Here is a 23,503-nt window from a genome sequence, read left to right as displayed (position 1 = left end):
ATCGAATTAATCGAGGTCTAGTATGGCTAACGCCGATCCCTTGTTGTTAGTGTTAAAGCTCGCCAATGATGCCGAAGAACAAGCGGCATTACTGTTAAAGTCGGCGCAATTAGAGTGTCAAAAGCGGCTTAATCAACTCAGTGCGCTGAATAACTATCGCTTAGAATACATGAAGCAAATGCAATCCCAGCAAGGTCAAGCCATTAGTGCCAGTCACTATCACCAGTTTCATCGCTTTATTCGTCAGATTGATGACGCTATTACTCAGCAAAATCGCGTTGTGGCCGACGGTGAAAAACAAAAAGAATATCGACAACAGCATTGGTTGGAAAAACAGAAAAAACGTAAGGCAGTGGAATTACTGTTAGCGAGTAAAGAGAAGAAGCGCCAAGTCGTTGAACAAAAACGAGAGCAGAAAATGACCGATGAATTTGCTTCTCAACAGTTTTATCGCCGTCATCAGCGTTAGTGAAATAGCGCGTTAAATGCTCGATATCTTTGCTATTCACTAGCCCGATATGAGTTCAGTTTTCTGCTGCCGCTCTATGGCGCTGAACATTTGTTCGACTTCTTCCTTTGGGTTTTATTCTTTTCAATATTCTGTAGTAAAAAACTGAATTTTTGGCATCTTATTTGCTTTGATTTAGTCCATGACCCTGCAACCGCAGTGTTTAATTGACGTTTTTACCTAGCCATTTTCTCTTCTGCTGGGTGATGTTTGGGAGCACTTATGCAACAAATGACCAATATCCTGTTGAGTAAAACAGGCAACTCTGCGGCCAATTCCGCTAAGATATCTTCCCAAGATTCTAATAATGAAGACTTTTCATCTACACTTGCGTCTGTCTCCGCTAGCTCATTTTCTATTTCCGCGCCTAAAAAGGCTGTCGCGAATACTGACGATAAAGTGCAGATCGCCTCTACTGATAAAGTAAAAGATAAAGACATATCAACGGATGACGCTGACGTAAATCTTATCTTCGCCCAGATCAGTATGGCAAATGACATGAAGAAAACGGCATCAGAGGGAGAGAGTTTGCCGTTTGGCTCTTCCCAAGAGGACAATAATGAGTCTGGTGATACTTTGTTGGAAAGCGATGCTCTCAGTACCGTTGAGTTGACGGGTATACAAGCATCAATGAAAGCGATGAACACTGAGTTTCCTATTGTCGACATCACAGGCTCAGTACAAGGCAAATCAGATATTTTAGCGTCAAGTGAAGTAGACTTGGTAACTGAGAAGGGTGAGCGCAAGTCTTCAAACGGCGAACTATCTGGCCTACAAAAGATGTTAGATACTGACATTTCATTTTCCTCAGAACTCAAAAAGTTAACTGACCAGTTTCAACTAAATACTGCGTCATCAGATGAGACTGATAGCACTAATAATGTGTCTACGGATAAAGTATCAGTAGAGGTATTATCCAAAGAAAGATTGTTAGCGACTAAAATATCAGTAGAGACATTGCCAATTGAAAATATACGGGCTGACAAAGACGCAGCCGACGAATTATCTGTTGAAGCAATACAGGGGAAGAAAGTTTTACTTGATGAGGCGGTAGAGGCATTAAAATCACAGTCGTCTATGGATAAAAGCCTTGAATCACATTTCGCCTCTCTCAAGGCACAAGTTATTTCGCCGAACAGTAAAACATCTGAAAGTTTAGACTTATCAGAGCTTGAAAATACAGCAGAAACAGCACCATCAAAAATTTTAGAAAGCGTGATGTTGAAAGACGCTGATGTGACTGAACTTAAAGACGATAAATCATTTTCAACTGATAAATATGCGAATCAAGTTGCGAGTGTAAACGCTGAACTGCGGGGAGCAAGGTTGGATCTTAATTCTGAGGCACTGCGAACTTCTGACGACGTAGATGAATCAATGTTGAAGTTTAGCCCTGCGAGTCAAACTTTGCAGTCTGAAACCCTAGCATCATCGACTACTAAGAATGAAATGGCTGCAACATCTTTAATCGCTGATGAAATAGTTGATACATTGGACTTGGCAAGTTCCAAGCTGATTGATACTTCTAGCACGGACGAGGTCGATGCTGATACTGTTTCTGTAGAGAGTAATAAACCAACAGTTCGCAATGTTGAGATTACGATACCCCAGCAAGTAAGCCGAAATGCTAATGTCGATATTGCGGTTAGCAAAGTAGAAGTTCAGCCTATAGTTACAACACTGGATACACAGAATATCTTAGGTAACGCAGTTGATCCGAAGGATAGCGCAATGACTGATACCGAGATCAATGTTGATGTTTCAAAAGTAGCAATGGATGCGGGTACTTTGCTAAAGGATGCGAAATACAGTGTGACACTCGATGCTCAAAGAGACGTTAAGCCATTCATTATGGGAGATGAAGACAAGGTATCAACGACTGACATTAAGTCATTTTCTGCTTTAGCTCAGTCATCGACGCCACTACAAGTCAATCGTCAGGAAACGATGCAAGTTCAGTTGTCATTACGCCAAGGTGTCGAACAACAAAACCAAATGCAAGAGATGATCCAACGGTTTTCACCTGTGATGAAGCAACAGTTGATCACTATGGTGAGTCAAGGTATTCAACACGCTGAAATTAGGCTTGATCCCCCTGAGCTTGGACATATGCTGGTAAAAATTCAAGTGCATGGCGATCAGACCCAAGTACAGTTCCATGTCACTCAGACACAGACGCGTGATTTAGTTGAACAAGCTATGCCAAGATTACGCGAGTTACTGCAAGAGCAAGGGATGCAATTAGCGGATAGCCATGTGTCTCAAGGTGGCCAAGGTGAACGTCGAGAGGGAAGTTTTGGCGACGGTGGCGGTTCAAGTGGGGCTGATGTGGATGAAATCTCGGCAGAAGAGCTACATTTAGGTTTAAATCAAGCTTCTAGTGTAAATTCAGGTATAGATTATTACGCTTAAGTAGGTAACCTATAGCGATGACTTATATAGTTACGTTTTCATATTAATAAAACGTAAGAGTTTCTGCCTAAATTAAAGAGAATAGTGAATGGCTAAGGAAGAATCGTTAGAACTTGAGAACACCGAAGCTCCCAAAAGTAAAAAAAAGCTCTTTATTTTTATTGGAGTGGGGGTTTTAGTTGCACTGCTTATTGCCGGTGCCCTATGGTTTTTCCTTGGTAGTAGTTCTGAGGACGCCACGACGTCAACTGACGGAGCCGTACAAACAGAAACTCCTGCTGAAAGTGGTGCGCTGACTACCGCATCCTATGTGCCTATGCCACGTCCTTTTTTGTTTAACCTGCCTGGCCCTGATCGCGCTCGTTTAGTTGAGATTAAAGTACAGTTAATGGTACGTGGCACAGATGATGATGTGCTGACACAAAAACACATTCCGCTGATTGAAGATGCGCTTTTAACGACTTTCAGTGGCGCAGATGTGCAAAAACTCAGTACGCAAGCGGGTAAAGATGAATTACGCCAGTTAGCACTCTTAAGTGTGCAAAATACCCTGCAGTCGGTCACTGGCCGTAAAGTTGTCGAGAAAGTGCTGTTTACTGGTTTTGTGATGCAATAATCCTTTACTGATAGTGGGTAAGTAATCTAAAGAGGCGAAGGCAATATAGTGAGTGATTTATTAAGCCAAGACGAGATTGATGCACTCTTGCACGGGGTTGATGACGTCGATGATGATGACGAAATTGATTCCGCTGGTCATGATGCGCGTTCCTACGATTTCTCTTCCCAAGATCGCATCGTTCGTGGGCGTATGCCGACGCTGGAAATTGTGAATGAGCGTTTTGCACGTCATTTGCGGATCAGTATGTTTAATATGATGCGTCGCGCTGCTGAAGTGTCGATCAACGGTGTACAGATGCTCAAGTTTGGAGAGTATGTACATACGCTATTCGTTCCTACTAGTTTGAATATGGTACGTTTTAGTCCGCTCAAAGGTACAGCATTGATCACAATGGAAGCCAGATTGGTGTTCATCCTAGTGGATAACTTCTTTGGGGGAGATGGCCGTTTCCATGCCAAGATCGAAGGGCGGGAATTTACGCCTACTGAGAGACGTATCGTACAGCTATTGCTTAAAATAATTTTTGAAGATTATAAAGATGCGTGGGCACCGGTGATGGATGTGGAGTTCGATTATTTGGACTCAGAAGTCAATCCTGCAATGGCCAACATTGTCAGTCCTACTGAAGTTGTCGTGATTAACTCATTCCATATTGAAGTTGATGGTGGTGGCGGTGATTTCCATATCACTATGCCGTATTCCATGATTGAGCCTATTCGCGAGTTGCTCGATGCGGGTGTTCAAAGTGATAAGCAAGATACTGACATGCGTTGGTCGCAGGCATTGCATGATGAAATCATGGATGTGAAGGTCGGGTTCGATGCCAACATTGTGGAACATGAATTAACGCTCAAAGATGTGATGAATTTTAAAGCGGGCGATATTATTCCGATTGAGTTACCGGAATATATTATGATGAAAATCGAGGATTTACCGACATATCGTTGTAAAATGGGCCGTTCTAGAGATAACCTAGCACTTAAAATATATGAAAAGATCCCTCGGCCAGAAACCGTTAAATCCGAGCTACAATTAGTGACGCGCAAGGGTAAATCTCGCGATATATCAGAATTATAAGGTGAAGTAAGATGAGCACAGACGATACGGATGATTGGGCTGCAGCAATGGCAGAACAAGCTTTAGAAGAAGCTAACGCGATTGAGCTCGATGAATTAGTTGATGATTCGAGACCTATCTCTAAAGCAGAAGCGGCGAAATTAGACACTATTTTAGATATCCCCGTCACTATCTCTATGGAAGTGGGCCGTAGCTATATCAGTATTCGTAACTTGTTGCAGTTAAACCAAGGTTCTGTGGTTGAGCTCGACAGAGTTGCGGGTGAACCTTTAGATGTGATGGTTAACGGTACGCTGATTGCGCATGGTGAGGTTGTGGTTGTAAACGATAAATTCGGTATTCGTTTAACCGATGTGATCAGTCAAACCGAGCGAATTAAAAAGCTTAAATAATTGTCTCATCAACGAAAGTTGGAACCAGAATGACCATATCGGTAATACTCAGTTTAGCTGCAGTATCTCAAGCAAAAACTGAGAGTCTTGTAGGCGATAGTACTCAAGGCGTAACAGCTGTGACATCTTCGGCCGCAAAAATGGCTGAACCTTCTCAAGTCGCAACCCTAGCGAGTATGTTAGGTGGCTTAATTCTGGTTTTACTCTTAATTTTTGCGTTAGCTTATTTATTAAGACGGTTCAATTTAGTTCCTACGACCAACGGTGTTTTAAAAACCATAGCCGTGACTTCGCTCGGTCAGAAAGAGCGTTTAGTCTTAGTGCAGGTGGGGGAGCAGCAATATTTACTTGGCGTTAGCTCGCAGCAGGTGAGTTTGATTGATAAGTTAGTTGAACCTATTCATATAGAGTCTGATTCCTTTGCGAGTCGGCTACGTCAGGCGAAATTAAAACAATGACAACACGTATCCTCGCGTTAGTTGGCTTAGTTATTCTGTTATGCATGCCGTCGGCATGGGCCGCTGATGGTGTTTTGCCTGCAGTGACTGTAACAACAGGACCAGACGGCTCCACAGAATACTCAGTCACAATGCAGATTTTACTGCTGATGACATCGCTGAGTTTTTTACCTGCGATGCTCATCATGTTGACCTCTTTCACGCGGATCATCATTGTTCTGTCTATATTACGTCAAGCTATTGGCTTACAACAAACACCTTCCAATCAAGTATTAATTGGCATGAGTTTATTCATGACCTTTTTTATTATGGCGCCGGTATTTGACCGGATTTATGACGAAGGGGTTAAGCCTTACATTGAGGAGCAGTTAACCCTGCAGCAAGCGTTCGAAAAAGGTAAAGAACCAATAAGAAGCTTTATGTTAGGTCAAGTTAGGACCACAGACTTAAAAACTTTTATCGAAATTTCAGGCTACAAAAACATTAAGTCGCCCGAAGAAGCCCCGATGAGCGTGCTGATACCCGCCTTTATTACCAGCGAGCTAAAAACAGCTTTTCAAATTGGTTTTATGTTGTTCGTGCCCTTTTTAGTGTTAGATCTAGTGGTGGCCAGTATCTTAATGGCCATGGGTATGATGATGTTATCCCCTATGATAGTGTCGCTACCATTTAAGATCATGCTGTTTGTGCTCGTCGATGGTTGGAGCTTAGTCCTAGGGACATTAGCGAATAGTTTCGGGTAGCCAAGGGAGAATATGCAAATGAGTCCAGAGGCGCTAATTGATATTTTTCGTGAGGCTCTCGCTGTTATTGTCATGATGGTGTCTGCAATTGTATTACCTGGGCTGGGTATTGGTTTGATTGTCGCCGTGTTTCAAGCCGCGACTTCGATTAACGAGCAAACTTTAAGTTTTCTACCGCGATTGTTAGTGACACTTTTCGGTTTGATGTTCATGGGACATTGGTTAGTTGAAACCCTAATGGACTTTTTTGTCGAGATGGTTAATCGCATCCCGCAAGTAATAGGCTAATCCAATGGAGCTGCTGCTCGATACGTTAATGCAGACCATTGCCGCTTATATGTGGCCACTGTTTCGGGTTGCTAGCATGTTAATGGTGATGGTGGTATTTGGGGCCGCAACCACTCCAACTCGTGTGCGCTTACTATTAGCCATGGCGATTACCTTTGCGATAGCACCAGTCCTTCCTCCTGTTCAAAATGCCGATCTATTTTCACTCAGTGCAGTATTTATTACTGCGCAGCAAATCATTATTGGTGTTGCCATGGGGTTTGTGACTCAAATGGTGATGCAAGTTTTCGTATTAACCGGCCAGATTATTGGTATGCAAACCAGTCTCGGGTTTGCTTCTATGGTTGATCCTGGTTCGGGTCAGCAAACACCCGTTATTGGTAACTTTTTTCTATTATTGGCGACATTAATCTTCTTAGCCGTCGATGGACATCTATTGATGATCCGTATGTTGGTGGCGAGTTTTGAGACCCTACCCATTTCTAATCAAGGATTAACCCTCACTAGCTACCGTGCTTTAGCAGATTGGGGCTCGTATATGTTTGGTGCGGCATTAACTATGTCGATATCCGCGATTATTGCCTTGTTATTAGTGAACTTGTCCTTCGGTGTGATGACCCGCGCCGCGCCGCAATTAAATATTTTCTCTATTGGTTTTCCGATCACTATGATTGGCGGATTGTTTATTCTCTGGTTAACCTTAACACCTGTTATGGCCCATTTTGATGAAGTGTGGACTGCGGCTCAAGTGCTGCTTTGCGATATGTTAGCGCTTCAATGTAACGCCGATGGTTTGATATGACGGTATTAGGAGCAGCCCATGGCTGAAGAGTCAAGCGGTGAACGCAGTGAGGAACCCACTGGGAGACGTCTCGAACAGGCGCGGGAAAAAGGACAAATTGCGCGTTCGAAAGAACTCGGTACAGCAGCGGTATTAATTTCCGCTGCATGTGGCTTTTATATGTTAGGTCCAAGTCTAGCCACAAGTTTAACTCGGGTATTTGAGACTGTTTTCACCATGGACAGGGCGCAAATTTTTGATACTGAAGAAATGTTTAATGTATGGGGCGTTGTCGCGAGCGAAATCGCCTGGCCCATGGCAAAAATTATGCTGTTAATTGTGGTTGTCGCTTTCATTGGCAATATATCCCTTGGCGGGATGAATTTCTCTACCCAAGCCATGATGCCTAAGGCCAGTAAAATGAGCCCAGTCGCAGGTTTGAAGCGCATGTTCGGTGTGCAGGCGTTAGTTGAGCTGACGAAGGGGATTGCCAAGTTTTCTGTGGTGGCATTTTCTGCGTATTTATTACTGAGCTTTTACTTCAATGATATTATGTTGCTATCTAGTGATCATCTTCCTGGTAATATTTACCACGCATTAGATTTACTTGTGTGGATGTTTATCCTGTTGTGTTCCTCTATTTTATTGATTGTCGTCATCGACGTGCCGTTCCAAATTTGGAATCACAACAAGCAACTTAAGATGACCAAACAAGAAGTAAAGGATGAATATAAAGACACTGAAGGGAAGCCTGAAGTGAAATCGCGAGTAAGGCAGATGCAGCATGAGTTGGCTCAGCGCAGAATGATGGCTGAAGTACCCAATGCCGATGTCATCGTTGTTAACCCTGAGCATTTTGCAGTAGCGATTAAATACGATGTAAAGCGCTCCGCTGCACCCTTTGTCATAGCTAAAGGCGTTGATGACGTCGCATTTAAAATTCGTGAGATTGCCCGCGCCCATAATGTGACAATCGTCTCTGCTCCGCCATTAGCAAGAGCTATATACCATACGACTAAGTTGGATCAACAAATCCCCGAAGGATTGTTTACTGCTGTGGCACAGATTTTGGCCTATGTATTCCAGTTACGCCAATATCAGAAAGGACGCGGTCGTAAACCTATTCCAGTTCCGCTTAATCAGCCTATTCCTGATGAATTGAAATATTAAGTTTGCAGCATCTGACACTTGTGAGTGATACACCAGATGATGTCACTTTATATGAATGTTCCACTATTATTTCTTCTTTATATCAATGAATCATAGGTATAATTCTCCTTAATTAGTCTGGTTGATTTTGTTGGCGCGTTTTTTGCTTTTCGCTTATTACACGTCAAAATTTAGGTTATAGCGAATGGATGTTAAAGCGACTCTTGGTCAAGTAAAACAAATGCGGCTGAGCTCATTCAAAGGCATTGGTACGCCTATGGTTGTGCTTGCTGCATTGGCCATGATTGTTTTACCTATCCCTCCATTTCTATTAGACATACTTTTCTCATTCAACATTGCCTTAGCGCTCATCGTATTGTTAGTCGCTATTTATACCGATAGACCATTAGATTTCGCCGCTTTTCCAACTGTATTGCTGGTGGCGACATTACTACGACTTGCACTCAACGTTGCTTCAACTCGTGTGGTATTACTCGAGGGCCATAATGGTGGCGATGCAGCAGGTAAGGTGATTGAAGCCTTCGGTTCCGTGGTGATTGGCGGTAACTATGCCGTTGGCTTGGTTGTCTTTATCATTTTGATTATTATCAACTTTGCGGTAGTGACTAAAGGTGCTGGTCGTATTGCTGAAGTGAGTGCCCGCTTTACCTTAGATGCTATGCCTGGTAAGCAAATGGCAATTGATGCCGACCTAAATGCCGGTACTTTGAATCAAGAACAAGCAAGATTACGTCGAGCAGAAGTGACCCGTGAAGCGGATTTCTATGGTGCGATGGACGGTGCTTCAAAATTTGTAAAAGGTGATGCCGTTGCGGGTATCATGATTCTAGTGATCAACATCTTAGGTGGTTTCATCATAGGTATTGTTCAGCATGGCTTAAGTTTTTCTGAAGCGGTTGAAATTTATACCTTGCTGACTATCGGTGATGGTCTGGTGGCGCAGATCCCTGGGTTATTATTGTCAATCGCAGCAGCATTGATGGTGACCCGTCAAAATGAATCCGGTGATATGGGCCAAATGATGATGAGTCAGATGTTTGACAGTCATAAGTCATTGGGTATCGCTGCTGGAGTCCTATTTGTCATGGGAATCGTTCCTGGCATGCCGCATATGGCGTTCTTAAGTTTTGCTTTTATGACTGCAGGTGCCGCCTATTTTGTCTATAAGCGTAATGAATCAAAACGCATTAAAGCCCTAGAGCAAGTTAAGTCTGGCCCTGTAGAGAGGCAAGATAAGGAGCCTAAAGAGTTGGGCTGGGATGATGTGCATCATGTTGATACTATTGGGCTTGAGGTGGGATATCGTTTAATTCCGCTGGTCGATAAAGGTCAAGGTGGCGAGTTATTAAGCCGTATCAAAGGCGTACGTAAAAAGTTATCCCAAGAACTGGGCTTCTTAGTGCCAGCAGTGCATATTCGCGATAATTTAGATTTGTCGCCCAATGCCTATCGCATTTCATTAATGGGCGTAGTTGTTGGTGAGGCGGATATTCGTCACGACTGCGAATTGGCGATCAATCCTGGCCAAGTCTATGGCAAGCTCGATGGTATTGAAACGCGTGACCCAGCTTTTGGTCTGGAGGCGGTATGGATTGCTCCTGAATTACGTGAACACGCGCAAACATTAGGGTATACGGTTGTTGATGCCGCCACGGTTGTGGCAACCCATATTAGCCAATTGCTGACCAATAATGCTGCTAAGTTGTTAGGTTACGAAGAAGTGCAACAACTGATGGATATGCTTGCGAAACACTCGCCTAAACTGGTGGATGGCTTTATTCCTGATGTCATGCCACTCGGACATGTCGTAAAAGTGATGCAGAACCTGTTAAATGAAGGGGTTTCAGTCAGAGACTTGCGTACAATAGTGCAAACTTTGTTAGAATACGGCACTAAGAGTAATGACACTGAAGTTTTGACCGCCGCGGTGCGTATTGCATTGAAACGTATGATAGTCCAAGAGATCTCTGGTCCAGAGTTAGAAATCCCCGTCATTACATTGGCGCCAGAGTTGGAACAGATGTTGCATCAATCAATGCAGGCAACCGGTGGTGATGGTCCAAATATTGAACCCGGTCTTGCAGAACGCATGCAGCAGTCCCTTGCCGATGCGGCTCAGAAGCAAGAAATGGTCGGACAACCCGCCATATTGTTGACGTCAGGTATGTTACGCGCGACGCTGTCACGCTTTGTTAAACATACTATTCCTAATCTCAGAGTCATTTCGTATCAAGAAATACCTGATGAGAAGCAAATACGTATCGTATCTGCAGTCGGCCAGTAGAGGACGCATAAGTGAAGATTAAACGATTTTTTGCCAAAGACATGCGCGCCGCACTGGCCCAAGTGAAAGAAACACTCGGCTCAGATGCCGTCATTATGTCAAATAAGAAAGTGAATGGTGGCATCGAAATTGTCGCTGCCGTTGACTATGATGAGCCTAAAGCAAAAACCGCAGCTACTGCGCCAGCGCCAACCTTTATGGACGTGAGTGACGACCTCGTATCCCTAGGCGCTAAGCAGCCTATACGAGTAGAAACCCGTGCAAAGCCTGCGGCACCTGCTGACTCATTACAAGCCTTGTTAGAGAAGCAGCAAAGTCGTTTGAATCAACAGATGTCGCATCAGCAAGTTGATGCAGATTTACCTGCATGGGCTAAGGGCTTACAAGCGCCGGCTACTGCCAAAGTAGAGCGTCGCGAAGCGCCTGCCGCTTTTGATAAGAAGCCACAAACATCACAGAAACAAAATGCCGATATTGAGGCAATGCGTGATGAGCTAGCTTCATTGCGTAATTTGTTAACACATCAAGTGTCCTCTTTGATGACAGAACATAAAAAACGTATCGACCCTGTCGGAGCTATGCTCGAAGCCAAGTTACTTGAGGCAGAATTTTCCCCAGCGGTTGCCAATAAATTAGCGGCGCTGAGCCAACATTATACGCCTGCAGAATTAGTCAGAGCTTTACCTCAAAGTCTCGCTAACTTGCTTGATAATCAAGGTGATGACATTGTTAAGCAGGGCGGTGTGGTGGCCTTAGTTGGCCCAACCGGTGTCGGCAAAACCACGTCATTAGCTAAACTTGCGGCCCGTTTTGCAGCTCATCATGGTGCAGAGCATGTTGCTTTGATAACGACAGACCATTATCGCATCGGAGCCTATGAGCAATTAGCAACCTATGGCAAAATAATGGGCTGCCCTGTAAAGCAAGCTCATGATCTGAATGAATTAGAGCAAATTCTTTATCAGTTTAGAAATCGCAAGCTAGTATTGATAGATACGGCTGGCATGGGACAGCGAGATATGCGTCTTTACCAGCAACTTGATAATTTAACTGCAAATAGCAGGATACCTATCCGCAGTTATCTGGTACTGTCTGCGACAGGACAGCGCCGTGTATTGCAAGATGCAGTCAATCATTTTAAACGCATTCCCCTATCTGGTGTCGTTCTTACAAAACTCGATGAATCTGTGTCGTTAGCAGGGGCATTAAGTGTGTTGATCCAAAACGGATTACCGTTAAGTTATGTTACTGATGGGCAAAGAGTTCCTGAAGATATGAAAGTTGCGGATACCTTAGATTTAGCCCAACAGGCACTCGCAGCGTTAGATAGTACAGAACAACAATCATTACAAGACACAGCGTGGTCAGATAATATGGCCTGTGCATTTGAGTAGATTTATGACCCTGGATCAAGCAAGTGGTTTACGTATGATGAATCAACCCTATAACGAAAAAGTGAAAGTAATCGCGGTCACAGGTGGTAAAGGTGGCGTTGGCAAAACCAGCGTTTCCATTAATACAGCTGTGGCATTAGCCGAAAAAGGCAAGCGTGTCTTGGTACTTGATGCTGACCTTGGCTTAGCAAACGTCGATGTCATGCTGGGTATTCGTGCCGAGCGTAACCTCTCCCATGTTCTCTCTGGTGATGCAGAGCTTGACGATATTATCGTTCGCGGCCCTAAGGGAATTGGCATAGTGCCAGCCACTTCAGGGACGCAAGGGATGGTGGAATTAAGCCCAGCGCAGCATGCAGGGTTAATTCGCGCTTTCAGTGAGATGCGGACTCAGTTTGATATTCTAGTCGTAGATACTGCTGCTGGGATTTCAGATATGGTGCTCAGTTTCTCACGTGCATCGCAGGATGTGCTGGTCGTTGTTTGTGATGAACCCACATCGATAACTGATGCCTACGCCCTGATAAAAATCCTCAGCCGTGAGCATGGCGTGTTCCGTTTTAAAATAGTTGCCAATATGGTGCGTAGTTTACGCGAAGGTATGGAATTATTTGCTAAACTCAGTAAAGTGACCGACAGATTTTTAGATGTCGCCCTTGAATTAGTTGCAACTATTCCATTTGACGAAAACTTACGTAAATCAGTTCGTAAGCAAAAACTGGTAGTTGAAGCTTATCCTAAATCACCAGCGGCGATTGCGTATCAAGGATTGGCAAATAAAATTCTGAGCTGGCCTGTACCGCAGCAACCTGGTGGGCATTTGGAGTTTTTCGTTGAGCGTTTAGTGCAACGACCAGATTTTCAAGAGGAAAAAACGAGTGAATAAAGCCGCTGCGTATACTTGTTTAGACAATAAATCGTCGATCGTTGAACAGTATGCTCCGTTGGTTAAAAGAATTGCGCATCATTTACTCGCCAGACTACCTGCCTCAGTGCAGCTAGATGATTTACTCCAAGCTGGGATGATGGGTTTATTAGAAGCATCATCCAAGTTTGATGGTGGCAAGGGTGCGAAATTTGAAACCTTCGCCGGCATACGTATACGAGGGGCGATGTTAGATGAAATTCGCCGTGGTGATTGGGTGCCTCGTTCCGTTCATCGTAATAACCGCAAGGTTGCACATGCTATTGATGAGTTAGAGCAAGAACTGGGCCGTGATGCACGCGACACAGAAATTGCAGAAAAACTTGATATGACGCTCGATGAGTACCATCATATTCTTAACGATGTTTCTGTCGGAAAAATCATAGGGATAGAAGACTTAGGCGTATCTCAGGATATACTTACAGTGAGTGATCGGTCCGATGATGACTCATTTGAAGCATTAGCTGAGAACCAATTTCATTCTGCGCTGGTTGAGGCAATTAAATTATTGCCTGAAAGAGATGCATTAGTGTTATCCCTGTACTACGATGAAGCATTGAATTTAAAAGAGATTGGCGCCATTCTTGAGGTCAGTGAATCGCGTGTTAGCCAGATATTAAGTCAGGCAATGTTGCGATTGAAAGCTAAACTCAAGCACTGGACATAAGTATAATTATTAATCGAGCACAGAATGTCAGCTCACCGGAGGAAACCTTGGACAAGAATATGAAGATTCTCATTGTTGACGATTTTTCGACAATGAGGCGTATCATCAAGAACTTGTTGCGAGACTTGGGGTTTAACAATACCCAAGAAGCAGACGATGGCTCAACAGCCCTGCCGATGTTGCAAAAGGGGGATTTTGATTTTGTTGTTACAGATTGGAATATGCCCGGTATGCAAGGCATCGATCTGTTAAAAGCAATTCGCGCAGATGATTCGCTAAAGCATTTACCCGTATTAATGGTGACAGCTGAAGCAAAACGTGAACAGATTATCGCTGCCGCTCAAGCGGGAGTGAATGGATATGTGGTTAAGCCTTTTACCGCTGCAACGCTTAAAGAGAAGCTAGATAAAATATTCGAACGACTCGCTTGAGCAAGGATGAGCTATGAAGTCACAAACATCAGGGCTCATCACGCTCGAACAAGCTCAGCACTTGGTTGAATTATTAAGTGTCGGTGAGCAACGTCAGGCAGATGATTTATTTCGGGAGCTTGCTGCTCCACTGCAACGAGAATTATTTGAAGAGGTAGGGAAATTAACTCGGCAACTTCATAGCGCTTTAATGGATTTTCAAGTTGATAATCGTCTAGCTGAATTAGCCAATACAGAAATTCCCGATGCCAAACAACGTTTAAATTACGTTATTGACATGACTGAACAAGCGGCAAATAAAACCATGGATGCGGTAGAAGAATGTTTACCTTTGGCCAATGCCGTAACGGTAAATATTCAAAAAGTCATGCCATCTTGGGACAAATTAATGCGCCGGGAAATAGAACTCAGCGAGTTTAAGGTTCTTTGCCACGATGTCCAAGATCTTATGTCCCGTAGTTCAAATGACTCGACTCGACTGCGTGAATTGTTAAATCAAATATTGATGGCGCAAGATTTTCAAGACTTAACAGGACAAATGATACGTCGTGTTATTGATCTGGTTATGGAAGTAGAAAGTAATCTGGTTTCTATGCTGACGGTATTTGGTGAGCAGCCTATGATTGAAAGTCAGATTGCTCAGAAAAATAATATTGAAGCGGAAGGGCCGATAATGAATGCCGAGCTTCGTCAAGATGTAGTAACGGGTCAAGACGAAGTGGATGATCTTCTATCGAGTCTGGGTTTCTAACTGGGAGTCAATTTGATGGCCTTTGATGTAGATGAAGAGATACTCCAGGACTTTTTAATCGAAGCCGGTGAAATTTTAGAGCTTCTGCAAGAGCAACTCGTTGCGCTTGAAAATAATCCTGATGACACTAACTTGCTAAACGCCATTTTTAGAGGGTTCCACACCGTTAAAGGTGGCGCAGGCTTTCTTAGCTTAACTCCCATGGTCGATGTGTGTCATGAGGCTGAAAATACCTTCGATTTATTACGGACTGGTAAACGTAGCGTCAATGCAGAGCTGATGGATATTATTTTGCAGGCTGTTGATGCAATTAATACCATGTTTGCTCAAACGCAGCAGGGCGAGCAGCAAGATCCTGCCGATTCGGGTTTGTTGGCTAGGCTTAAAATGCTGAGTTCAGGTGCGCCATTGCCATCTGAAGTTGCGTCTGCAGAGGTGTTCGAAATTGTCGAACCTGAGCCTGTCGTTGAAACCATTGTTGAAACTCCCGTCCCACAAGACATCCCTATAGAGATAAGTCATAGCTCATCTTCAAGTATTGATGATATCAACGACGCTGAATTTGAAGCTTTATTAGATGCGCTTCATGGCTCAGGAAAAGGTCCTGCGGCGGCTACCGCCGTGGTCTCTGATCCTGTTGTCGCTAAGCCAGCTGCGCCAGTTAAAGCGTCTCCTGCATCGGGCGATGACATCACTGATGACGAGTTTGAAGCATTGCTTGATGAACTTCACGGTTCTGGCAAGTTTAAAGTCGAGGCAGAAGTGCCGGCTAAACCAAAGGTTGTCGCCGCACCTACGCCTCAACCTATAGTCGATGCCGATGAAATTACCGATGATGAGTTTGAAAGATTACTTGATGAACTCCATGGTAAAGGCGGAGCACCTGCGAAAGCTGACGTAAAAGCGTCGCCAGTCACGCCAGCTGTGGCAGCTGCACCTAAAGCCGCAGTGACTCCTGAGCCTGCGAAAGTTGCAGCGCCAGCCCCCGTTGTTGCCGCAAAACCGAAAGTAGACATCGCGGTTGTAGAGAAAGCACCTGCTAAAGCAAGTTCAGCAAATGTGCCTCAAGGTGAAACCACGGTTCGTGTTGATACTGCACGACTCGACCAAATCATGAATATGGTCGGTGAGTTAGTATTAGTGCGTAATCGATTAGTGAGCTTAGGCATCAGTCGTGATGATGAGGAAATGTCTAAAGCCCTTGCGAATTTAGATCTCGTGACAGCCGATTTACAGGGCGCTGTGATGAAAACCCGTATGCAACCGATCAAGAAAGTGTTTGGTCGTTTCCCTCGGGTAGTACGTGATCTTGCGCGTACGCTCAATAAAGAAATTGATTTGATCATGGTCGGTGAAGAAACCGACCTAGATAAAAACTTAGTTGAAGCGCTTGCCGATCCACTCGTCCACTTAGTGCGTAACTCTGTGGATCACGGTATTGAAATGCCAAACGAGCGTGAAGCCAATGGCAAGCCGAGAACGGGTACTATTACCTTATCTGCAAGTCAGGAAGGTGACCATATACTGCTGAAAATCGAAGACGATGGCGCAGGTATGGACCCTGAAAAACTGAAAAAAATCGCGATAACGCGCGGTGTGCTCGATGAAGATTCAGCTTCGCGAATGACTGACAGCGAAGCTTATAATTTGATTTTTGCGCCCGGTTTTTCGACTAAGGTCGAGATTTCAGATATTTCTGGTCGTGGCGTTGGGATGGACGTGGTAAAAACCCGTATCACTCAGCTTAACGGCACAGTGCATATTGATTCTATGAAAGGTAAGGGCACGATACTTGAGATTAAAGTACCGTTAACGCTGGCGATTATGCCGACCTTAATGGTTGATGTCGCTAAACAAGTGTTTGCATTACCTCTGTCTAGCGTGAACGAGATATTCCATCTCGATCTCACTAAGACCAATATCGTCGACGGACAACTCACCGTCATAGTGCGTAACAAGGCTGTGCCTTTGTTCTATTTGGAGCACTGGCTACATAGAAACAAAACCACCTTTAAACATGGCGATAAAAAGCATGGTCATGTGGTGATTGTACAATTAGGTATGATGCAAATTGGTTTTGTGGTCGATGCCCTAATAGGCCAAGAAGAGGTGGTGATTAAACCCCTTGGCGCTATGTTACATGGCACTCCTGGGATGGCTGGCGCGACGATTACATCGGATGGCGGTATCGCACTGATCTTAGATGTCCCTGGATTGTTAAAGCATTATGCGAAAAGTAAGAATTAGTTTCCAAGCTAAGGAATGGAATGGCCATTAAAGTATTAGTCGTTGATGACTCAAGTTTTTTCAGACGACGTGTTAGTGAAATAGTCAATCAAGATCCTGAACTGGAAGTTATCGCGACGGCCTCAAATGGGGCCGAAGCGGTGAAGATGGCTGCTGAGCTTAATCCTCAAGTTATCACTATGGATATTGAGATGCCCGTGATGGATGGTATTACTGCCGTCCGTGAAATCATGGCTAAATGTCCGACTCCGATCTTGATGTTTTCTTCTTTAACCCATGATGGCGCTAAAGCGACGTTAGACGCTTTAGATGCTGGTGCGTTAGATTTTCTACCTAAACGTTTTGAAGACATTGCTACCAATAAAGATGATGCTATTTTATTGTTGCAGCAGAGAGTTAAGGCATTGGGACGCCGCAGAATGTTTCGCCCTATTGCGCGTCCTGTCGTAGCTTCAACACCTAGCGTGCGCCCAACAAGTAGCGTTTTAGGGACAACGAGTATAGCGTCGCATACACCTGCCACTGCTCCTGTGAGGACCTCAACAGCAGCGTCGGTTCGTGCAAGTGGTAAGCAGTATAAAATACTGCTGATCGGCACATCTACTGGTGGTCCAGTTGCTTTGCAAAAAATTCTTACTCAATTCCCGGCAAACTATCCGCATCCGATTTTATTAATCCAGCATATGCCCGCAGCTTTTACGCCAGCATTTGCAAGTCGTTTGAATGGTTTATGTAAGATTGAAGTAAAAGAAGCCGCGAATGGCGATCTTCTTAAACCTGGCTGTGCGTATTTAGCGCCAGGCGGAATGCAAATGATGGTTGAGCGTACTGGCGCAAGTGGCCGATTAAAAGTCATCGCTGGCAGTGCGGACATGAACTACAAGCCTTGTGTTGATATCACCTTTGCTTCTGCATCCAAAGCCTTTAGCGGTGACGTGCTTGCTGTTGTATTAACCGGTATGGGCGCGGATGGCAGAGAAGGTGCCCGCATGTTGAAAGCGGTCGGTGCGACAATTTGGGCGCAGGATGAAGCCAGTTGTGTGGTTTATGGCATGCCGCAGGCTGTCGCTAGTGCTGGTATTGCCACTCAGTCGATTGCGTTAGACAACATGGCTGAATGCATTTTAAAAGAGTCTGTTCGTGTCTAAGAGTCAAAATCCGATGAGCACAAATAGTGTGCTCATCATCTTGCTGATGGCTATTGCCATTTTGTGTCTTGGCGCCTTGAGTCTCGATTATCGGCACAAAAATAGTTTGTTGCGAGAAGACATAAAGCGTTTGGAATCAACTCAGGTGCTGTTAATGGTCCCTGATGAACAAGCTGAGGCTATTGCAACTTGGTTAGCGTCTCACCCTGAGCAGACTAAAGCTATGCTGCAATTGGCTGCTCCTGGTGAGCAAAAGGCTGTTGCGATAGGTCCAGAATCTACGCAAATTAGTGTCCCGCCTTTGCTGGGTAAGCAAAGTGCAGCGATGGATACGGCGAAGGATAACGCTAATCAGCAACCTTTAGTACCGACACTGCTGCAGACGCCAGAAGCAGAAGTTAAGGCTGCTATTTCGCCAATTGAACCGAAAAATGCACAGATGCTACCTGTGGTGATTTCTGAAAATGCCGATGGTGTTAAAGTGATTAGTTTACCGAATGGTGGTATTCGAGTAACGACGAGAAAAGAGCAGTAACCTTTGGAATGTGTGGGCTCAATATTCTCATTCATTAGCATTTAATCAATTAATATGGGGGTCACTTCTTGAAAGTCTGGACCATAGCGAATCAAAAAGGTGGCGTAGGTAAAACCACAACGGTAGCGAGTTTAGCGGGAACATTGGCTAAGCGCGGCAAGCGTGTGCTTATGATAGACACCGATCCACACGCTTCGTTAGGTTATTACTTAGGCATTGATTCTGAAGAGGTTCCAGGCTCTTTATTTGATGTGTTTCTGGCCCATAAAAGCCTCTCTAAAGAACTCGTTTTATCCCATGTAGTACCAACCTTAGTCGATGGTCTCGACTTGTTGCCGGCCACTATGGCATTGGCAACATTAGACAGAGCCTTAGGTCATCAAGAGGGGATGGGGTTAGTTTTACGTAATTTATTAGCGTTAGTTGCTGATGAATATGATGTGGCTATCGTTGATTGTCCACCCGTACTTGGTGTTTTAATGGTCAATGCCCTTGCGGCAAGTCAGCATATTATTATTCCCGTGCAGACTGAGTTTCTTGCCATTAAAGGGCTAGAGCGGATGATAAAAACGATGGAGTTGATGGGGCGATCTAAAAAGACGCGTTACAGCTATACTGTCGTGCCAACCATGTACGATAAACGTACTAAGGCATCACCCGCTGCTTTGCAAGTGCTGGGCACAGAATACACTGAAACCCTATGGAAGGACGTGATTCCAGTCGATACTAAGTTTAGAGATGCCAGTTTGGCACATTTACCTGCATCGCATTATGCGAGTGGATGTCGTGGTGTAAAAGCCTATGAAAGATTATTAGATTTTTTATTAGTTGGGGAGTTTGGCCATGTCAAAATCGGTTGATGAAACTGTTTTTGATTTTTTCGCATTATTGCTGCAGGAAGACGACGCTCCAAGCCAGGCAGTTTCTCCTCAAAGCATAGTAAAAGCTGACTCAAATCAAAATGTTGCCACTAATCAGACGGAGGCGGCATTACTTGATGCAGCAATCTTGGCTGAAAATGGTTGTACGGCTGCATCACAAGCTCATGAGAGGGCGATAACGCCAACGGTACAGCTACAACCAAAAGCGACGCCAAGACAACATGAGTTTGTTGCACCTGTAAGTAAGATTGCTTCTCAAGTGGATAAGCAAGCGCTAGAAAAATTGCTGGCGCCTGTACTTAAGGCTAAAACAGTAGAACCGACACCATCTTTTGTCGAAGTTACGCCTGCTGTTGATGTTCAACCCGTGGTGGAAGTACCACAAGCACAGCCTGCTATTGAAGAGCCAGTTAATGATGAAATAATTGCTGAAGAAGTCGTTGAGCCAGTGGTTGTGCCAGAAACACAAGTCGGTATTACGCCTCCTAGTGTGACAAAAGATTTGCAAGAAGTGCTCGATGATGAGTTTCAGGTACTATTCTTTAAAGTAGCAGGGCTGACATTGGCTGTGCCTTTGGTCAGTTTAGGCGGAATAGTTAAAATTGAGCGGATAAACCATATCTTTGGCAGACCCGCATGGTTTCTCGGTGTACAAACGCATAGGGAAGAGCAATTAAATATTGTCGACACTTGTGCGTGGGTTATGCCAGAAAAATATTCAGATAAACTGGCGCAATCGGTAAATTATCAATATCTTGTACTACTAGAAGGCAGTAACTGGGGATTAACTTGTGAGTCCTTGGTCAATGCGGTAAAAATTAATAAATCGCAAGTCAACTGGCGTAGTCAAGCGGGTAAGCGCCCTTGGTTAGCGGGTGTAGTGAAAGAGCAGATGTGTGGCATTTTGCACGTACAAGCCTTAGTTGAAATGCTTAATGCGGGTTTAGGTTGTCAGGACTCAATTGGTTGAGGTAAACATGAAAGATACAAGAAATGTAGCAGCAGTCGCTGCAAGTAAAGATGATGCAGTATTACAATGGGTTACCTTTAAGTTAGACCATGAGACTTACGGTATCAACGTAATGCAAGTGCAGGAAGTATTGCGTTACACTGAAATAGCCCCCGTGCCCGGTGCACCTTATTACGTATTAGGCATCATTAACTTACGTGGTAACGTTGTCACAGTTATTGATACTCGCTCACGTTTTGGATTGCAGTCTGCCGAAGTTGATGACTCAACTCGAATCGTTATCATTGAAGCTGAAAAGCAAGTCATTGGCATCTTAGTGGATAGTGTTGCAGAAGTGGTTTATCTACGCCGCTCTGAAATCGACAATGCGCCTAATGTTGGAACGGAAGAGAGTGCTAAATTTATTCAAGGTGTGAGTAATCGCGATAATGAGTTACTGATCTTAGTCGATCTTGACAAGTTATTATCCGATGAAGAATGGGCCGAACTGACTCAGATTTAATCAATTAGCGAGATAAAGCTGAATGATATCAATTCATTCAGCTATTTTGTGTATTTGCGAATAAATCGATGATGCTAATACTTTACAATTTACGGATAGGCAAAGTATTTTATCGCGGCTTGAACAATGGCTAATGATATTAAGTCATTTAAGTGCAGCACTTTGGAATAGATAACTCAGTTGGAATGCCTACTAGTTTATGGCTATGAGTGAGTATAAGGATTTTTAATGGGCGATGAATTTTTGATCGCAGCGTTAGTCTATGTCATCGCATGCTTAGGATTAGTACTCTTTTTACAAAAACAATTGAGCAAACTAAGAAGCAAGGTCGAAGCCTTAACCGTTTTGGTCAAAGAAGGTGATCGTCAGCGAGAGTCGTTTAAGCGTGAGTTACAAGAGTTACGCAGTGGCACTATCGGAGTCGGTCGGCGCGTGATTGAGTTAGAAAAACGCCTACTTCAGCAGTCAGAGCGGATAGAAGAGACTACTCAACAGGACCCGCAGGCTAAACTTTATACTCGAGCCATGAAAATGGTGGCGCTTGGTGCTGGTGTGGATGAGTTGATTAAAGAATGCGAATTACCCAAAGCGGAAGCCGAGTTATTGATCCGACTTCATCGTAAATGATCGCATTGTATCGCAAATGATTGATATTGATACTCTGTTTAACTCTAAAAGCTAATTTGCCAAAATTAGCTTTTTTATTTTATGCCTTCTCAACAATTTTTTGATGCATATTATTCCATTGCTCGGGAAACTTACCGTCGAGCATATACACAAATGCGATCAGTTCGGCGATAAGCAGATAAAGCTCCTTAGGTATTTCATCCCCTAGTTCAAGCAACTGTAAAAAATGGCTTAGATGGGGATCTTGATGGATATAAACGCCGTTAGCCTTGGCTAAAGCAATAATCTCTTCTGCGATAAGCCCTTCACCTGTTGCAACAATTTTAGGCGCGTTATGACCATCATAGCTCAGCGCGACAGCTTGTTTAGGTTCTCTCTCTTCGCTCATTGGGTTATTCCTAAAGTATTCAAATTTAGTATCCTACCCTAGCTAAGCCTTCGTCTTGACGAGGAAATGATCACCAGGTAATAAGGTTGCTGGTACTTGCGCTATTTGTGTCGTGATCTCGCCTGGCGTAAACCCAAGCTGTGACAGTTTTTGGCTTAAGGGCGTTAAAAAGTTATTAACCTTATTGAGTAGCATTTGGCTATTGCCTTTAAACTGGATATCTAACTGTTGATTGTGCTGTTGAGCTGCAATCAGCAGTGGACCCTGTGCTAAATTAAACTTGAGCTGCAAACGCCATCCCGCTTTTTTCTCTGGATCATCTGAATCAACTTCTTGCTCAAATTTACCTTCCAATTGCTCGTGGCGTTGATTAATGCCGTAGGGCAGAGCGAAGAACCAGACTAAATTGCCCGCATTCTCATTGCTTGCCTGTTGGTACAAATGTAAGTTTGAGGCCAATTGCCCCATGCTATCAAGACCGCCAGCTTTGCTTAGTTGGCCAAGTTGTTTAGTGGAAAAGCCGACTTTGGCTTGCAGTTGCTCAAGATAATCGGCCAATTTCTTACTCATTGAATTCGAACTATTATTAGCCTTAAAGCCTAGTAGTAGTTGAAATAGTGAGGTAATCGCACTGGCATTCATGAACATTGAGGCTTGATTTGACAGAGGTGTGGCAAGGTTAAGACTCGTTAGCCCGAGGATATTGGCCTTGAGCTCATCTAAATCATTTAACTGACTGAGTGGCGGTAATCCTATATGCGGTAAGTGCTTTAACAACTCTGATGCTAAATTTGAGCTGTTGTTAGAACGGGACAACTCAATAGGAAGTGCCCCTGCTTTATTAAACGCTTTTTGCAAAACATCAGCCACCTTCATAGGGTTGTCGGTTTTTGTGTCATTGCCATGTAGATCATTTTTTTGCGTATTGAGCCCTAAAATATTTTTTTGACTCACAGCCGGCACTACTTCCACCGCTTCAGCACTTTGAGCACCAATATTACTACTAGTGATTACATTGGCAAGCGTAGGCGTTGGAGCCAAACTCTTAGGGTTTTGTATTATCTGGTTATTATTCGTTTTAGGGTCTTGATGCGAGGTATCAGCCGATTTCTTTACAAGTCCAGCATCCAATGAGGATGAATTCCTTGTTATTTGCTCGAAAGTCGCAGTCGAAGAGCTAGGTTGAATTGCTTGTGATGGCGATGAATGACTCAGAACGGATGGCGTAGCGAGTACCTGACTTGAATCTCGGGTGCTCAGTATCATTGACATTGTTACTTTGACAGGCATTGCATCAGTTGTTTT

General features: G+C 44.0%; 24 protein-coding genes and 1 pseudogene. 23 read left to right on the top strand and 2 right to left on the bottom strand.

The window, feature by feature from the left end; translation table 11 throughout:
• Positions 1-22 precede the first annotated feature (22 nt).
• The 23 genes from fliJ to Q4Q57_RS04555 all read left to right on the top strand — a co-directional run bounded on the left by fliJ (position 23) and on the right by Q4Q57_RS04555 (position 21,810).
• A complete protein-coding gene (gene fliJ, locus Q4Q57_RS04665; RefSeq protein ID WP_006082402.1) occupies positions 23-469 on the top strand; it encodes a flagellar export protein FliJ in 447 nt (148 codons plus the stop codon).
• Between the two features lie 261 nt (positions 470-730).
• The gene (locus Q4Q57_RS04660) at positions 731-2,920 is read left to right on the top strand and encodes a flagellar hook-length control protein FliK (protein WP_311890000.1); all 2,190 of its coding nucleotides are present in this window, start codon (positions 731-733) and stop codon (positions 2,918-2,920) included.
• 88 nt (positions 2,921-3,008) lie between these two features.
• On the top strand, positions 3,009-3,536 hold the full coding sequence (gene fliL, locus Q4Q57_RS04655) for a flagellar basal body-associated protein FliL (RefSeq protein WP_063884841.1): 528 nt from the start codon (positions 3,009-3,011) through the stop codon (positions 3,534-3,536).
• 48 nt (positions 3,537-3,584) lie between these two features.
• Entirely contained in the window at positions 3,585-4,616 is a 1,032-nt protein-coding gene (fliM, locus tag Q4Q57_RS04650; RefSeq protein ID WP_063884842.1) for a flagellar motor switch protein FliM, read from the top strand.
• Positions 4,617-4,627: 11 nt separating this feature from the next.
• Complete coding sequence (gene fliN, locus Q4Q57_RS04645) at positions 4,628-5,008, top strand: flagellar motor switch protein FliN (RefSeq protein ID WP_028761182.1); 381 nt, start codon at positions 4,628-4,630, stop codon at positions 5,006-5,008.
• Positions 5,009-5,037: 29 nt separating this feature from the next.
• The gene (gene fliO / locus Q4Q57_RS04640) at positions 5,038-5,466 is read left to right on the top strand and encodes a flagellar biosynthetic protein FliO (RefSeq protein WP_063884843.1); all 429 of its coding nucleotides are present in this window, start codon (positions 5,038-5,040) and stop codon (positions 5,464-5,466) included.
• Positions 5,463-6,209 carry a flagellar type III secretion system pore protein FliP gene (fliP, locus tag Q4Q57_RS04635; RefSeq protein WP_063884844.1) on the top strand — a complete coding sequence of 249 codons (747 nt, stop codon included), beginning with the start codon at positions 5,463-5,465 and terminating at the stop codon, positions 6,207-6,209. Before fliO ends, fliP begins: the two co-directional genes overlap by 4 nt.
• A gap of 18 nt (positions 6,210-6,227) precedes the next feature.
• Positions 6,228-6,497, top strand: a complete 270-nt coding sequence (gene fliQ, locus Q4Q57_RS04630; protein WP_006082394.1) for a flagellar biosynthesis protein FliQ — start codon at positions 6,228-6,230, stop codon at positions 6,495-6,497.
• 4 nt (positions 6,498-6,501) lie between these two features.
• Positions 6,502-7,299 (top strand): flagellar biosynthetic protein FliR, encoded by a 798-nt coding sequence (fliR, locus tag Q4Q57_RS04625; protein ID WP_220590726.1) that lies wholly within the window; start codon positions 6,502-6,504, stop codon positions 7,297-7,299.
• Between the two features lie 18 nt (positions 7,300-7,317).
• Positions 7,318-8,448 carry a flagellar biosynthesis protein FlhB gene (gene flhB, locus Q4Q57_RS04620; protein ID WP_311889999.1) on the top strand — a complete coding sequence of 377 codons (1,131 nt, stop codon included), beginning with the start codon at positions 7,318-7,320 and terminating at the stop codon, positions 8,446-8,448.
• Between the two features lie 184 nt (positions 8,449-8,632).
• A complete protein-coding gene (flhA, locus tag Q4Q57_RS04615; protein ID WP_311889998.1) occupies positions 8,633-10,732 on the top strand; it encodes a flagellar biosynthesis protein FlhA in 2,100 nt (699 codons plus the stop codon).
• An 11-nt stretch (positions 10,733-10,743) separates the two neighbouring features.
• Positions 10,744-12,126 (top strand): flagellar biosynthesis protein FlhF, encoded by a 1,383-nt coding sequence (gene flhF / locus Q4Q57_RS04610; protein WP_220590723.1) that lies wholly within the window; start codon positions 10,744-10,746, stop codon positions 12,124-12,126.
• A gap of 4 nt (positions 12,127-12,130) precedes the next feature.
• Positions 12,131-13,012 carry a MinD/ParA family protein gene (locus Q4Q57_RS04605; protein WP_006082389.1) on the top strand — a complete coding sequence of 294 codons (882 nt, stop codon included), beginning with the start codon at positions 12,131-12,133 and terminating at the stop codon, positions 13,010-13,012.
• On the top strand, positions 13,005-13,718 hold the full coding sequence (locus Q4Q57_RS04600) for an RNA polymerase sigma factor FliA (protein ID WP_028761175.1): 714 nt from the start codon (positions 13,005-13,007) through the stop codon (positions 13,716-13,718). The genes Q4Q57_RS04605 and Q4Q57_RS04600 overlap by 8 nt, the downstream gene beginning before the upstream one ends.
• A 47-nt stretch (positions 13,719-13,765) precedes the next feature.
• On the top strand, positions 13,766-14,149 hold the full coding sequence (cheY, locus tag Q4Q57_RS04595; RefSeq protein WP_007649667.1) for a chemotaxis response regulator CheY: 384 nt from the start codon (positions 13,766-13,768) through the stop codon (positions 14,147-14,149).
• Between the two features lie 13 nt (positions 14,150-14,162).
• On the top strand, positions 14,163-14,900 hold the full coding sequence (locus Q4Q57_RS04590; RefSeq protein ID WP_106651064.1) for a protein phosphatase CheZ: 738 nt from the start codon (positions 14,163-14,165) through the stop codon (positions 14,898-14,900).
• A 15-nt stretch (positions 14,901-14,915) separates the two neighbouring features.
• Positions 14,916-17,147: a chemotaxis protein CheA gene (locus tag Q4Q57_RS04585; protein WP_311889991.1), complete on the top strand. Its 2,232-nt coding sequence runs from the start codon at positions 14,916-14,918 to the stop codon at positions 17,145-17,147.
• A gap of 20 nt (positions 17,148-17,167) precedes the next feature.
• On the top strand, positions 17,168-18,295 hold the full coding sequence (locus Q4Q57_RS04580) for a chemotaxis response regulator protein-glutamate methylesterase (RefSeq protein ID WP_311889989.1): 1,128 nt from the start codon (positions 17,168-17,170) through the stop codon (positions 18,293-18,295).
• A 13-nt stretch (positions 18,296-18,308) separates the two neighbouring features.
• A complete protein-coding gene (locus tag Q4Q57_RS04575) occupies positions 18,309-18,830 on the top strand; it encodes a membrane anchored protein in chemotaxis locus (RefSeq protein ID WP_311889988.1) in 522 nt (173 codons plus the stop codon).
• 68 nt (positions 18,831-18,898) lie between these two features.
• Entirely contained in the window at positions 18,899-19,690 is a 792-nt protein-coding gene (locus tag Q4Q57_RS04570) for a ParA family protein (protein ID WP_106651060.1), read from the top strand.
• Positions 19,674-20,681: a chemotaxis protein CheW gene (locus Q4Q57_RS04565; RefSeq protein ID WP_311889987.1), complete on the top strand. Its 1,008-nt coding sequence runs from the start codon at positions 19,674-19,676 to the stop codon at positions 20,679-20,681. Before Q4Q57_RS04570 ends, Q4Q57_RS04565 begins: the two co-directional genes overlap by 17 nt.
• 7 nt (positions 20,682-20,688) lie before the next feature.
• Positions 20,689-21,183, top strand: coding sequence for a chemotaxis protein CheW (locus tag Q4Q57_RS04560; RefSeq protein ID WP_006082380.1), 495 nt, complete (start codon positions 20,689-20,691; stop codon positions 21,181-21,183).
• 228 nt (positions 21,184-21,411) lie between these two features.
• Positions 21,412-21,810: a DUF2802 domain-containing protein gene (locus Q4Q57_RS04555; protein WP_006082379.1), complete on the top strand. Its 399-nt coding sequence runs from the start codon at positions 21,412-21,414 to the stop codon at positions 21,808-21,810.
• Positions 21,811-21,889: 79 nt separating this feature from the next.
• Here the strand turns inward: Q4Q57_RS04555 and Q4Q57_RS04550 are convergent, their stop codons facing one another.
• Together Q4Q57_RS04550 and Q4Q57_RS04545 are read right to left on the bottom strand one after the other, a co-directional pair.
• Entirely contained in the window at positions 21,890-22,198 is a 309-nt protein-coding gene (locus Q4Q57_RS04550; RefSeq protein ID WP_106651058.1) for an EscU/YscU/HrcU family type III secretion system export apparatus switch protein, read from the bottom strand.
• A gap of 42 nt (positions 22,199-22,240) precedes the next feature.
• A pseudogene (locus Q4Q57_RS04545) lies at positions 22,241-23,503 on the bottom strand (flagellar hook-length control protein FliK); the annotation flags it as partial.

The organism is Shewanella sp. SP2S2-6, assembly GCF_031931965.1.
Lineage (GTDB): Bacteria > Pseudomonadota > Gammaproteobacteria > Enterobacterales > Shewanellaceae > Shewanella > Shewanella baltica.
Note: the sequence above shows the minus strand (reverse complement) of the source record. Positions and strands in the feature narration are given on the sequence as shown.

Bases quoted from the DNA above. Each gene is read 5' to 3' on its own strand.
- fliJ (WP_006082402.1), top strand. From the start codon at position 23: ATGGCTAACGCCGATCCCTTGTTGTTAGTGTTAAAGCTCGCCAATGAT.
- Q4Q57_RS04660 (WP_311890000.1), top strand. From the start codon at position 731: ATGCAACAAATGACCAATATCCTGTTGAGTAAAACAGGCAACTCTGCG.
- fliL (WP_063884841.1), top strand. From the start codon at position 3,009: ATGGCTAAGGAAGAATCGTTAGAACTTGAGAACACCGAAGCTCCCAAA.
- fliN (WP_028761182.1), top strand. From the start codon at position 4,628: ATGAGCACAGACGATACGGATGATTGGGCTGCAGCAATGGCAGAACAA.
- fliO (WP_063884843.1), top strand. From the start codon at position 5,038: ATGACCATATCGGTAATACTCAGTTTAGCTGCAGTATCTCAAGCAAAA.
- fliP (WP_063884844.1), top strand. From the start codon at position 5,463: ATGACAACACGTATCCTCGCGTTAGTTGGCTTAGTTATTCTGTTATGC.
- fliQ (WP_006082394.1), top strand. From the start codon at position 6,228: ATGAGTCCAGAGGCGCTAATTGATATTTTTCGTGAGGCTCTCGCTGTT.
- fliR (WP_220590726.1), top strand. From the start codon at position 6,502: ATGGAGCTGCTGCTCGATACGTTAATGCAGACCATTGCCGCTTATATG.
- flhB (WP_311889999.1), top strand. From the start codon at position 7,318: ATGGCTGAAGAGTCAAGCGGTGAACGCAGTGAGGAACCCACTGGGAGA.
- flhA (WP_311889998.1), top strand. From the start codon at position 8,633: ATGGATGTTAAAGCGACTCTTGGTCAAGTAAAACAAATGCGGCTGAGC.
- Q4Q57_RS04605 (WP_006082389.1), top strand. From the start codon at position 12,131: ATGACCCTGGATCAAGCAAGTGGTTTACGTATGATGAATCAACCCTAT.
- Q4Q57_RS04590 (WP_106651064.1), top strand. From the start codon at position 14,163: ATGAAGTCACAAACATCAGGGCTCATCACGCTCGAACAAGCTCAGCAC.
- Q4Q57_RS04585 (WP_311889991.1), top strand. From the start codon at position 14,916: ATGGCCTTTGATGTAGATGAAGAGATACTCCAGGACTTTTTAATCGAA.
- Q4Q57_RS04580 (WP_311889989.1), top strand. From the start codon at position 17,168: ATGGCCATTAAAGTATTAGTCGTTGATGACTCAAGTTTTTTCAGACGA.
- Q4Q57_RS04575 (WP_311889988.1), top strand. From the start codon at position 18,309: ATGAGCACAAATAGTGTGCTCATCATCTTGCTGATGGCTATTGCCATT.
- Q4Q57_RS04565 (WP_311889987.1), top strand. From the start codon at position 19,674: ATGTCAAAATCGGTTGATGAAACTGTTTTTGATTTTTTCGCATTATTG.
- Q4Q57_RS04560 (WP_006082380.1), top strand. From the start codon at position 20,689: ATGAAAGATACAAGAAATGTAGCAGCAGTCGCTGCAAGTAAAGATGAT.
- Q4Q57_RS04555 (WP_006082379.1), top strand. From the start codon at position 21,412: ATGGGCGATGAATTTTTGATCGCAGCGTTAGTCTATGTCATCGCATGC.
- Q4Q57_RS04550 (WP_106651058.1), bottom strand. From the start codon at position 22,198: ATGAGCGAAGAGAGAGAACCTAAACAAGCTGTCGCGCTGAGCTATGAT.